General features: G+C 72.5%; 9 protein-coding genes. 4 read left to right on the top strand and 5 right to left on the bottom strand.

Annotated elements, in window-relative coordinates:
* Window positions 1–320: 320 nt before the first annotated feature.
* From JHW41_RS09535 to JHW41_RS09525, 3 genes are all read left to right on the top strand, one after another.
* Complete coding sequence (locus tag JHW41_RS09535) at window positions 321–1,811, top strand: MFS transporter (RefSeq protein WP_250449741.1); 1,491 nt, start codon at window positions 321–323, stop codon at window positions 1,809–1,811.
* Between the two features lie 237 nt (window positions 1,812–2,048).
* A complete protein-coding gene (locus JHW41_RS09530) occupies window positions 2,049–3,065 on the top strand; it encodes a M15 family metallopeptidase (RefSeq protein WP_250449740.1) in 1,017 nt (338 codons plus the stop codon).
* Window positions 3,066–3,385: 320 nt separating this feature from the next.
* Window positions 3,386–3,667: a hypothetical protein gene (locus JHW41_RS09525; RefSeq protein ID WP_250449739.1), complete on the top strand. Its 282-nt coding sequence runs from the start codon at window positions 3,386–3,388 to the stop codon at window positions 3,665–3,667.
* Between the two features lie 131 nt (window positions 3,668–3,798).
* Here JHW41_RS09525 and JHW41_RS09520 read toward each other — a convergent pair whose 3' ends face one another.
* The 5 genes from JHW41_RS09520 to JHW41_RS09500 form a co-directional block, all read right to left on the bottom strand.
* Window positions 3,799–5,214 (bottom strand): amino acid permease, encoded by a 1,416-nt coding sequence (locus tag JHW41_RS09520; protein WP_250449738.1) that lies wholly within the window; start codon window positions 5,212–5,214, stop codon window positions 3,799–3,801.
* Window positions 5,215–5,472: 258 nt separating this feature from the next.
* Window positions 5,473–7,887, bottom strand: coding sequence for an apolipoprotein N-acyltransferase (lnt, locus tag JHW41_RS09515; RefSeq protein WP_250449737.1), 2,415 nt, complete (start codon window positions 7,885–7,887; stop codon window positions 5,473–5,475).
* Between the two features lie 71 nt (window positions 7,888–7,958).
* Window positions 7,959–8,624, bottom strand: a complete 666-nt coding sequence (locus tag JHW41_RS09510; protein WP_250449736.1) for a hypothetical protein — start codon at window positions 8,622–8,624, stop codon at window positions 7,959–7,961.
* Window positions 8,625–8,652: 28 nt separating this feature from the next.
* Window positions 8,653–9,741 carry a hypothetical protein gene (locus JHW41_RS09505; protein ID WP_250449735.1) on the bottom strand — a complete coding sequence of 363 codons (1,089 nt, stop codon included), beginning with the start codon at window positions 9,739–9,741 and terminating at the stop codon, window positions 8,653–8,655.
* A 321-nt stretch (window positions 9,742–10,062) separates the two neighbouring features.
* Complete coding sequence (locus JHW41_RS09500) at window positions 10,063–10,431, bottom strand: hypothetical protein (RefSeq protein ID WP_250449734.1); 369 nt, start codon at window positions 10,429–10,431, stop codon at window positions 10,063–10,065.
* On the opposite strand from JHW41_RS09500, the gene JHW41_RS09495 reads away from it, so the two are divergent.
* Window positions 10,415–11,182: a TSUP family transporter gene (locus JHW41_RS09495; RefSeq protein ID WP_197414733.1), complete on the top strand. Its 768-nt coding sequence runs from the start codon at window positions 10,415–10,417 to the stop codon at window positions 11,180–11,182. The two genes, JHW41_RS09500 and JHW41_RS09495, sit on opposite strands and share 17 nt — an antisense overlap.
* Window positions 11,183–11,276 lie beyond the last annotated feature (94 nt).

Genomic DNA, 11,276 nt, shown 5'->3' with positions numbered 1-11,276 from the left:
GCACGCGTCAGCCTCCAGCCATCGTCATTCCGGCGAAAGCCGGAATCCATTTTGATTTTGCCTTCGCCGCGTCCGTTTCACCCGGACAGAGGCGAATCAGAAGCAACGACAAAATGGATTCCGGCTTTCGCCGGAATGACGGCGCACGTGGGCCGGTCACAGGCGATTCGTTCCCGCCTAGATTTTCCCGCATTCCGCATTCCGCCTCCCGCCTCGTTCCCGTTCCCGTTCCCGTTCCTCGCTTCTCACTTCTGACTTTTCGCTTCTCCGCTCCCCGCGCCTCAACTTCCGACTCCCACCCCAGCTCCCAAGGACCGGCCATGCCCGCCCCCTCGCCCGCCCTCGCCGGCCACTCGCGCCTGCTTACCGGCCTGTTGCTCGCGCTGTTCCTCGGCGCGCTGGAACAGACCATCGTCGCCACCGCGCTGCCGGCGATCGTGCGCGATCTGGCCGGATTCGACCTGCTCGGCTGGGCGCTGTCGGCCTACCTGCTCGCCACCGCCGCGGCCACGCCGGTGATCGGCAAGCTCAGCGACCTGCACGGCCGTCGCGCGCTGCTGCGCGCGTGCATGGCGCTGTTCGCGCTGGGCTCGGCGATCTGCGCGCTGGCGCCGGACATGCGCACGCTGATCGGCGGACGCGCCGTGCAGGGCATCGGCGGCGCCGGCCTGATCGTGGTCGCGCAGGCCGCGGTCGCGCAGCTCGCCGGCCCCGCCCAGCGCAGCCGCTACGCCGGCTACTTCGCCCTGGTATGGGCCGCGGCCGGGCTGATCGGTCCGCTGCTCGGCGGCGCGCTCAGCGACTGGCTGCACTGGCGCGCGATCTTCTGGATCAACCTGCCGCTGGGCGCGCTGGTGCTGTGGATCGGCGCGCCGGGACTGCGCGCGCTCGGCCCTGGGCACGGCGAGGGCCGCATCGATCTGGCCGCCACCGCGCTGTTCGCCGTCGCCACCGGCGCGTTCCTGCTGGCGCTGTCGTGGGGCGGCGCGCGCCATCCGTGGCTGTCGGCGCCGGTGCTCGCCGCGCTGGCGGTCGCGCTGGCGACCGGCGCGGTGTTCTTCGCTCGCCAGCGCCGCAGCGCCGATCCGCTGCTGGCGCCGGCGTGGCTGCGCGATCCGGCGATCGGCCCGGCGCTGGCCGCGAGCCTGCTGCTGTACGGCTTCTACATCGCGGTGGCGGTGCTGATGCCGGCGTACTGGCAGCTCGGCCACGGCCTGCGCCCGACCGTGTCCGGCGCGCTGTTGGTGCCGGCGTTGATCGCCGGCGCGGCCGGCGCGCTGATCGGCGGCCGCGCCGCCGCGCGCAGCGGCGATTACAAACGGCCGGTGCTGCCGGGACTGGCGATCGCGGCGCTGACCCTGGCGCTGATGGGCGCGCTGGCGTCGCAACTGAGCGCGTGGTCGGTCAGCGCCCTGCTCGCCTTGGTCGCCTTCGGCATCGGCCCGTGCACGGCCACGGTCAACGCGGTCGCGCAGAACGCCGCGCCGGCGCGGCAACTCGGCGCGCTGACCGGCGCGATGGCGCTCAGCCGCACCCTCGGCACCGCGGTCGTGGTCGCCGCCGGCTCGGCGATGATCGTCGCCCACGTCCGCCTCGGCGGCGGCGCGCTCGCCGGCGGCCTGCTCGCCGGCGGCGAAAGCGCGACGGCGCAGACACTGCCCGAGAACACCCGCGCGCTGCTGCGCGACGCCTACGCCGAACTGTTCTTCTTCGCCGCCGCCGGCATCGCCCTGGCGCTGCTGTGCTACGCCTGGATCCGGCCGCGCACCGCGCACGCGGCCGAACTGGCCGAGCCCGCGCCCGGCGCGTGAGCTGGCGCCGGCCGGCGCCGACCGGCGCGCTCCGCGTCGGCGCCAAGGTCGCGCCGGCCCGCGCCATCGGCCGAGATGCGTGATCCGCGACACACCCTCGGCCGCGACCGCCCGCAGCGCCTAGGGTCGCTCCTAGCTGGCCGCGCGCGCCCGCAGCGCCTGCAATGGACGCTACGCCCACCGCCGCCGCGCACGGCTGCATTCCGTCGCGACGGCGCACGACCAGGAGACCGGCCCATGGACAGCGTCAACGGCGCTTCAGGCAGCTCAGGCAGTTCCAGCACCCAGGACAGCCAGTCCGTTTCGCACACCGCGCAAACCGCGCCGACCGCGGCCGAAACCCGCGCGCAGGAACTCGACGACGAACTGGAGAACAATCCCCAGGCCACGGCCGCGCTGGCCGCGCTCACCGCCGATCCGAACTACGCCCAGCTCAGCGTCGAACAGCAGGTGCAGGCGCTGGACGCGTTCAACGCCGCGCCGAACCTGGCCACTGCGACCTATCTGCAAGGCGTGGCCGAGCAAACGCTGGACCCGCAGGCCACGCCGAGCGCGCTGACGCCCGACGCCGGGACCCTGACCCTGGACGGGCAGACCTACGACATCCGCAACGGCGAACTGATCGGCGCCGACGGCCAGGTCGCCGGCAGCATCCGCAACGACGGCCAGGTGCAGCTCGCCGGCGAGACCGCGCCGCGCAGCGTCTACGACGACATCAACACCCGCGTGCAACTGCGCGAAGCCGATGCGGCCGGGCAGACGCGCAACCTGGTCGACCTGCACGCCGCCGATCCCAACGCGCGCCTGGACAGCGCCGACCTCAACCGCGCGCTGACCCAGCGGGTCGAATCAGTGATCTCTCGCGCGCGCCGCGAAGGCATGGACATGCGCGTGACCGACACCTACCGCAGCGTCGCCGAGCAGAACGCGCTGTATGCGCAGGGCCGCACCGCGCCGGGCCGGATCGTCACCAACGCCACCGGCGGCAGTTCCTGGCACAACTACGGACTGGCGGCGGACATCGCCTTCAACGACGCGCGCGGCCAGCCGAGCTGGCCGGAGAACGGCAACTGGGACCGCTACGGCGAGATCGCGGTCGCCAACGGCCTGGAATGGGGCGGCAACTGGCGCGGCATCACCGACCGCCCGCACGTCGAGTACCACCCCGGCCTCGGCGCCGGCGAGGCGCGCGCGATGCTGCCGGCCTACCGCCAGGGCGGACTGCAGCAGGTCTGGAACAATCTCGGACTCTGACGTTGAGCCAGCGCACCGCCGACCTGCGTTAGCGGGCCGCCAGAGCGAACGCCGCCGCCCGACGCGGCCCTACGCCGACGCGCGTCTCCCGCGCGCCGTCTCCCGGCGCCACTAGGGTCGCTCCTAGCTGGCGCGCGCGGCCGCATTCGCGTGCAATGCCGCACTTCGCGCGCGATCCTCGCCGCGGCCTGAGGGGGACGTCTTGCACATGCAGTCGCCGCACCGCGCCATCAAGATCGGCGAAGCCACCAACAGATAAGCGCGTCCGAACGCGCACCGCGGCCGCAGCGGCCGCACCCGCCACACTTCCTCGGTATCGCATGAAAACCACCCTCGGCGTAGCCCTTACGCCTCCGAGCGCGGCCGCGCTGATCGCCGGCGCCTGCCTGCTGGCGGCCGCGTGCCTGCCTACCTGCCACGGCCGCGATTACGCCCGGGCCAGCGCCGCCGCGCCGGCCGCGTCGCCGTGCGCGGCGACGGCCAAGCCCGCGCGCGCGATCGCCGCCGACGCGCTGGACGAAGCCGCCGAAGCGGCGCAGGCCGCGCGTTACCCGCCCGGCGCGGCGCAAATGCAGGGCCACGCCGCCAGCGGCCAGCGCTGAGCGCGGCGCGTAAGGCCGCACTTCGCGCAGGTCAACTTCGGGCAAGCCGGCTTGGAGCAGGCCGGCTTGAAGCCGCCCAGCTTGCGCGGACGCGCGTCGAACGGCCGCGGTGCGCGCGCGCCGCGACGCGCTCAAGCGCCGGCGGACGCGTCCGCCAGCCGGCTGTGGCGGATGCCGTAACCGAAATACACCGCGCAGCCGAGCAGCAACCACAGTGCGAAACGCTCGTAGGTGACCCACGGCAGGCCCGAGATCAGCCACAGCGAAAAACCGATCCCGATCAGCGGCACCCACGGCGAGAACGGCGTGCGGAACGGCCGCTCCAGCTCCGGTCGGGTCCGGCGCAGCACCAGCACCGCGCTGCAGATCACCACGAACGCACTCAGCACGCCGATGTTGACCAGCTTGGCGAGTTCTTCCAGGGTGAACAATCCCGCCGCCAGCGCCGCCGCCGCGCCGATCAGCCAGGTCGTGCGCCACGGCGTGCGCCAGCGCGGATGGGCCTGGCCGAACCACGCCGGCAGCAGGCCGTCGCGGGCCAGCGCGAACCAGATCCGCGCGCCGGCCATCAGGTTGGCGAAGATCACGCTGGTGATGCCGCAGATCGAGGCCAGCGAAATCGCCACCATCACCCGCGGCATGCCGATCGCGGCGAACGCGTTGGCGACCGGCGCGTCGTTGTCGAGCGTGGCGTAGGAGACGATGCCGGTCAGCACCAGGCAGATGCCGACGTACAGCGTCATCGCGATCGCCAGCGACAGCACCACCGCGCGCGGCAGGTCGCGTTGCGGGTTCACCGCCTCCTCGGCCGCGGTGGTCATCATCTCGTAGCCGAACACGGCGAAGAACACGATCGAGGCGCCGGTGACCACGCCGCCGAAGCCGAACGGCATGAACGGCTGCCAGCGCGCCGGATCGACGAAGGCCGCGCCGGCGGCGATCACCAACACCGCCGCGCCGATCTTGATCGCCACCACCACGGTGTTGAAGCGCGCGCCGGCCTGGGTGCCGAACGCCAGCAGCGCGGTGATCGCCAACGCCACGAACACCGCCGGCAGGTTCACCCACTGCCCCGGCACGTCGCCGAAGTACGCGCCGCGCGCCCACAGCGGCAGTTCGACCCCGGCCGCGGCCAGCAAGGCCTGCACGTAGCCCGACCAGCCCACCGCCACCACCGCGGCGATCAACGCGAATTCCAGCAGCAGGTCCCAGCCGATCAGCCAGCCGGCGAACTCGCCGAGCACCGCGTAACCGTAGGTGTAGGCGCTGCCCGAGACCGGGATCAAACCGGCGAACTCGGCGTAGCACAGCGCCGCCGCGGCGCTGGCGATGCCGGCGATGACGAACGACAGCACCACCGCCGGCCCGGCGTGATCGGCGGCGACGGTGCCGGTCAGCACGAAGATGCCCACGCCGATGATCCCGCCCAGGCCGATCGCGGTCAGATGCCACAGCCCCAGCACCCGTTGCAGTTCGCCGCGCGTTTGCGCCTGGCGTTGCAGTTGTTCGACCGACTTGCGGCGCAACAGGCGGGCGGCGAGGCTCATCGAAGCTCCAGCGGCGGCGGACGACCCCGGCGATGCTCGCACCGGCGCGGCGCGCCGGACTAGTCGCGCTTGCCCGGTTGGGATGCGGAAGTCCGCATAATCGCAGCGCGGTTCGCGGATAGGTTCGCTGCGAGGCCGGACCGCGTCGACGACCTCAACCGTCGGTCGAGCGGCCGGCCCAATGGGTGCGGAAAGACCCCGGCGCGCGAAGTGCGGCGCATGCGCGCGAGCTTCGTCCTGCTCCGCCCGCCGCCCGGCTCATCCCGCCGACAGCAATCGCCACGCCAGCCATGCCGGCACGCCGAGATAGAACGCCGCCCGGCCCAGCCATTCCAGCGCGTCGCGCACCGCCGCGGCCCGCGTGGCGCGCAAGATAGAGGCCGCCGCCACCGCGGCTTCGATGCCGATCCGCAACACCGCCGCGAGCAGCATCAGGCCGATCGACCACGACGCCCACCAGATCAGCAGGCCGGTCAGGTACGCGCCGAGCCCGTAGCTGTAGTACTCGCCGAAGGTGCCGCCGAAGGCGATGACCTGATGCAGCCGGAACGCCACCAACGCCAGCAACAGCGGCAACAGCGCGAACTTCGCCAGCGGGTGATCGAGCCGGCGCCGGTGCGCGTCGGCGCGGGCCTGGGCCCACTCGGCCCAGGCGGCGGCGAAACGGCCTTCCCAGCGCACCGACGCGCCGCCGGCCGCCAACAGCCGCAGCAGCGATTGCGGCCGCGCCAGCGCCAGGCCGCGGGTCCAGCGCGGGCCCTCGGCCAGGCGCACGTCTACGCCGCTGCCCGGCAACGCGATGCGCCACGGCCGCAGCGCGGCGACCGACGCCAGCGGCAGTTCGATCCGCTGCCGCCGCTGTTCCAGCACCCACATCCCGTCTTCGACCCGCAGCTGCGCCGCGAACGCGCGCCCGATCGCCCACGCCGCCACCGCCGGCGCCACCACCGCCATCGCGAACAGGCGCAGTTGCGACAAGGATTGGATCTGCAAGCCGATGCGGGTCAGCATGTCGAACGCCAGCCACGCCAACCCCAGCCCGGCGCACAGCCGCAACGCGCCGGCCAGCGCGCGCCAGGGCGGCGTCAGCACCGCCGCATCGACCGTGGTTTCCTCGCGCGGCGCCGCGGCCGCGCGACGGCGCACCGACTGCCACACCGCCAGCATCGCCAATCCCAGCAGCACTCCCGCGCCCGCGCGCCCGACCCAATCGCCCCAGCGCACCATCAGCGTCGGCATCGGCGCGCGCGCGCCGATCGCCGCGGTCAGCACCGCCCGGTCGCCGGTCGCGGTGTGCGCCAGCACTTCGCCGCTCTCGTCGATGATCGCGCTGAGCCCGTTGCTGGTGACGCGCACCTGCGGCAGCCGGGTCTCGATGCTGCGGAACGCCGCGACCGCCAGATGCAGGCGCGCGCCCACCGGGTAATGGGTGAACCAGGAATCGTTGGACATGCCGACGATCGCCTGCGCGCCGAGCCGGGCGCCGTCGATGGCGAGGTCGGGATGCACGTCGTCCAGGCAGATCAGCGGCACCACGTTGACTTCGCGGCCGTCGGCGCTGCGCAGCGGCAGCACCCGCGCGCCGTCGCCCGGACGCCAGCCGCCGGTCCACGGCAGCGCGCGGCGCAACAGCGGGCCGTCGAGCCACGCCGGCACGTGCTCGGTCAACGGGAACGGATAGGTCTTGCGATAGACGCCGAGCAGTCCCTTGCCCGGCTCCAGCAACGCGGCCGCGTTGTACTCGCCGAGCGCGTCGCGGTCGTAGGTGCCGAACACCAGCGGCACGCCGGCGTGATCGACGAAGCCCTGCAGTTCGCGGTCGAACGCGGCGCCGTCTTCGCTGCGCGGATGGCCGAAGCTGGTGGGATAGACCGTCTCCGACCACAGCAATACGTCCGCGCCGTGATCGTTGATCGCCGAGGCCGACAGCGCGTAGTGCGCGTCGAGCACCTTGCGCACCACCGCATAGGCGCCGATCTGCCCGCGCAGGCGCTCGTAGTCGACGATGCTGGCCTGGACCATCGCCACCCGCAGCGCCGGCGCCGGCGCCGGCGGCGCCTGCAAGGCCGCGCGGCGCGCCATGCCGTAGCCGGCCATGCACGCCACGATCAGCGCCGCGGCCGCCAGCGGCCGCGCCAGCGCGCGCGCGCCCTGTCCGCGCCGTTCGATCGCCGTCGCCACGGCTTCGTTGACCAGCAGCAGCAACGCGGTCAGCCCGGCGGCGCCGCCGAGGTCGGCGACCTGGCGCAACGTCGCCGACGGATACAGGCCGTGCCCCAGGGTGTCGCCCAGCGCTTTCGGCGCCAGCCATTCGCAGGCCAGCCACGCCGAGGTCGCGGCCAGCGCGCGCAGTACTGCGCCGTAGCGGCGCCCGGCCCATTGCCTCGCCAGCGCGAACGCCAGCCATTGCGGCTGCATCAACGGCGCCAGCGCCAGCAGCGCCGCGGTCGCCGTCGTCGCGCCGACGCCGACATAGGCGCCGATCGCCGCGCCGAACCAATAGAACACCGCCGCGACGAAGGCGACGCTCATCAGCGCGCCGCTCGCCAGCGCGCCGCGCAGGGTCGTGCCGCGCCCGAGCGCCAGCAGCCACGGCACCAGCGCGACGAAGCCCAGGCCCCAGGCGAGGCCGCCACGGGCGTACAGGCCGAGCAAGAGCGCAGTGGCGAGCATGCCGGCCGGACCGCGCCAGCGGGACAGGGACGACCGCTCCTGGACCAAATCGAACGCTCCGTGTCGCGGTGTCAGTGGCGGGGAATCTCGATCTGGCGCTGCGGCATGCCCGGCGGCGCCAGTTCCGGCGGCACGATCCGGTTGTCCGGCATCGCGATCGGCCGCCCGCGCGCGTCGCGCAGGACGAAACCGGGCGCGAACATCAACACCGGTTCGATCGGCACGCCCTCGTCGGTGACCTGGTGATGGCGCACGTAACCGGTCGGCAATTCGTAATCGGCCGGCACCGCCAGACCGGCCAGCGGCGGGCTGGTGCCGGGCGGATTGAACGCGCCGATGCCGGTGCGCACGCCGGCCTGGTGCAAGGCCTCGATGACCTGCGCGCCGCTCGGCTCCGGATCGCCGGGGCGGAAATACGCGGCGAGGTCGTCGGGATCGTCGCTCGGCATCGTCGGCGGTTCCTGCCGCGACGCCGCGCGCGCCGCGGCGTCGGCCGCCGGCGAACCGCCCACGGACGTGGCGGCGGCATCGTGTTGGATGCGCGCCGGCGGCATGCCGCCGGCGTTGGCGCCGCGCACGGGCCACAACCACCAGCCGACCAGCGCCCCGACGACGGCGACGGCGACACAGGCCGCGCCCCATCGCCGGCCATCGCGCGCCGGCGGTTTCGCGATCACGCGCAGGCCCGCGCCGTCCGCGCGGGACGGCGAAGCCTGCGCGCGATTGCGTTCGGTCATGGCGCTAAGCCCTTAGCCTGCGCGCGGTTCACGGGCTCGCCGGCTGGTACACCGACAAGGCCCAACCCATGCGCTCGTGCCCGTACTGGTTCCAGATCGGGTTGCGGCCGCTGTTGATGGTCGGATAGCGCGACGCGCCGCTGCCGGTGGTGCCGCCCCACAGGCCGGCCGAGACCGTGCCGCCGGTGTAGGTCGGGTGGGTGTCGTCGGACTGGATGTAGTCGTAGGAACTCGACGAGGAAACGAACTTGGCGTTGGCGTCGCGCAAGGTCGCGCGCAAGGTCACCGCGATGCGGTTGACGTAGCTGGCCTCCGAGTCGCCGACCACGTAGCGCAGCGCGTCGGCGTCGATCTGGCCGTCGCCGTTGCTGTCGTAGTCCGCGCCCATGTACTGGGCGAAGCTGTCGGCGCACTTGAAGCCCTTCTGGCGCGCGTACTCGCACGTCCAGTAGTTCATCTTGGCGATCGCCGGCAGGAACTTGTCGCGCAGGCTCACGGTCTGGCCGGTGGCGGCGTCGCGGCACGAGCTCTGCACGTTGTCGGCGGCGTAGCCGGGGTAGTACAGGTTGGAGACGACCTTGAGCTTGACGTTGGCGTGGGCGTTGGCGTTGATGTAGTCCATCGCCGCGGCCACGTAGGTCTTGCACGAGTTCACCGCCGAATCCAGCACGGCGTAGTTGCAGGTGCCGGTCTGTTCCTTGAACGCGGTGCGCGCCTGCAGCCCGTCGTTGCCGCACATCTCGAAGCTCACCGCGCGGGTCGAGGCGGCCTGCATGTAGGAGCGCTCGGCGACGATCTTGTTCTCGTACACGTCGCGCGCCACCGCGCCGGACTTGGCCCGGCGGACGTTCTCGATGTCGGCGTTCCAGCGCGCCGACAGGTATTCGGCGTCCACCGTCGGCGCCGAGTACTTGGCCGCGTTGCTGATCGAGCCGTTGTAGCCGGCGAAGATCGAATCGCCGTAGGCGACGGTGCGGTAGACGGTGCTGGTGCCGGCCCGGTCGATGGTCCACGACACGTTCTGGTTCAAGGTGCTGGCCATGGCCGGCGCGCAGAGCGCGAACAGGGCCGCAGCCGGGAGCAACCGCCCCGCGTTGTTGCGGAACAGAGTCTTCATCCTTAATTCCCCTTCGAGATGATGTACGCGGCGGGCGCACGCGGGCGCCCGGTGAGAAAGTGCGGAAGGCAGAAGCTGGGCGATACGGGCGGTACGAGCGATACGGGCAATCCAGCGCGAGCCCGGTGCGCAGGCTCGCTTCGCGACAAGTCCGACTCATGACAACGCGGCCGGCGCCGTCGCCGCCGTGGCCGATCTGCGACGGACCTCAACGACGGCCGACTGCGATGCCGCTGCGCCGCCCCTGTCATCGCCCCCCGGACGCTAGCGTACGGTTTCGAGCGGGCGCAATGTGCGCTGCAACAGCCGCGCCGGGCTGCATCACGTTTTCGCGATCGCGATGGCGCGGACGCCGCGGCGCGCGCGCGAGTCGACGCACCGGGCGAACGTCGCGGCCGGCCGCGGCGATCCAGGCAACGGACCGCGCGCGGCTGCGCGAACCGCCGCGCCGGTCGGCGCATGCTCCCGCGCCGGGGCCGCCAGGGCGACAACGCGACGCCGGTCCGCCATCGTCGAATCCCGCATCGGATCGGCGCGGCCTGTTCGCGTCGCACCCGCGCCCGCGCCCGGCGCAGTGGGCGCTGCGGTTTGCTTCATAATCGGCGCATAAAGCCGCATCGACTCCGACGCCGCTCTACACGCTTTCAGGTCACGTATGGAATTCGGCATCGAAGTGATTGCGCTGCTCATGGCGGTGGCGTTCGTGGCGGGCGTGATCGACGCGCTCGCCGGCGGCGGCGGACTGCTGACGATCCCGGCGCTGATGGCCGCGGGCATTCCGCCGGTCGCCGCGATCGCCACCAACAAGCTGCAGAGCAGTTTCGGCACGGCCAGCGCCGTGTATGCGTTCGCGCGCAAGGGCAGGATCGATTTCCGCCGCTTCCGCAAGCCCGCGCTCGCCGCGTTCGCGGGCTCCGCGCTGGGCGCCCTGACCCTGCAACACGTTTCCCCGGCGTTCCTCAGCGGACTGATCCCGGTGCTGCTGATCGCGATGGTGGTCTACTTCGCGCTCGCGCCCAAAGCCTCCGAGGACGACCGGCACAGCCGCCTCGGTCCCGCGGCGCTGGTCGGCCTGGTCGCCGCGATCGGCTTTTACGACGGCTTCTTCGGCCCCGGCACCGGCGCGTTCCTGACCACCGCGCTGGTCGCCTTGTTCGGCATGGGGCTGGTCTCGGCCACCGCGCACACCAAGTTCCTCAACCTCTCCAGCAACGTCGCCGCGCTGCTCGCCCTGATCGTCGGCGGCCAGGTGCTGTGGACCCTGGGCCTGCTGATGGCGCTGTCGAGCGTGCTCGGCGGCCAGCTCGGCGCGCACCTGGCCTTGCGTGTCGGCGCGCGGGTGATCCGCCCGCTGCTGCTGGTCATGTCGCTGCTGCTGACCGCCAAACTGTTGTCGGACCCGGCCAACCCGCTGACCCGCTCGGTGCTGGGCCTGTTCTGAGACGCGCCGCCGCGGCGCGGGCACGCGCGGTCTGTGGCGTTCTGCCGCATCCGGCCTGCGCCGCCGCGTCTCTACAGTCGCAAGCCGGACTGGA

This window comes from Lysobacter enzymogenes (assembly GCF_023617245.1).
Lineage (GTDB): Bacteria > Pseudomonadota > Gammaproteobacteria > Xanthomonadales > Xanthomonadaceae > Lysobacter > Lysobacter yananisis.
The sequence above is the reverse complement of the archived record's forward strand: the minus strand, read 5'-3'. Positions and strand labels throughout refer to the sequence as shown.

Bases quoted from the DNA above. Each gene is read 5' to 3' on its own strand.
- JHW41_RS09535 (WP_250449741.1), top strand. From the start codon at position 321: ATGCCCGCCCCCTCGCCCGCCCTCGCCGGCCACTCGCGCCTGCTTACC.
- JHW41_RS09530 (WP_250449740.1), top strand. From the start codon at position 2,049: ATGGACAGCGTCAACGGCGCTTCAGGCAGCTCAGGCAGTTCCAGCACC.
- JHW41_RS09525 (WP_250449739.1), top strand. From the start codon at position 3,386: ATGAAAACCACCCTCGGCGTAGCCCTTACGCCTCCGAGCGCGGCCGCG.
- JHW41_RS09520 (WP_250449738.1), bottom strand. From the start codon at position 5,214: ATGAGCCTCGCCGCCCGCCTGTTGCGCCGCAAGTCGGTCGAACAACTG.
- lnt (WP_250449737.1), bottom strand. From the start codon at position 7,887: ATGCTCGCCACTGCGCTCTTGCTCGGCCTGTACGCCCGTGGCGGCCTC.
- JHW41_RS09510 (WP_250449736.1), bottom strand. From the start codon at position 8,624: ATGACCGAACGCAATCGCGCGCAGGCTTCGCCGTCCCGCGCGGACGGC.
- JHW41_RS09505 (WP_250449735.1), bottom strand. From the start codon at position 9,741: ATGAAGACTCTGTTCCGCAACAACGCGGGGCGGTTGCTCCCGGCTGCG.
- JHW41_RS09500 (WP_250449734.1), bottom strand. From the start codon at position 10,431: ATGAGCAGCGCAATCACTTCGATGCCGAATTCCATACGTGACCTGAAA.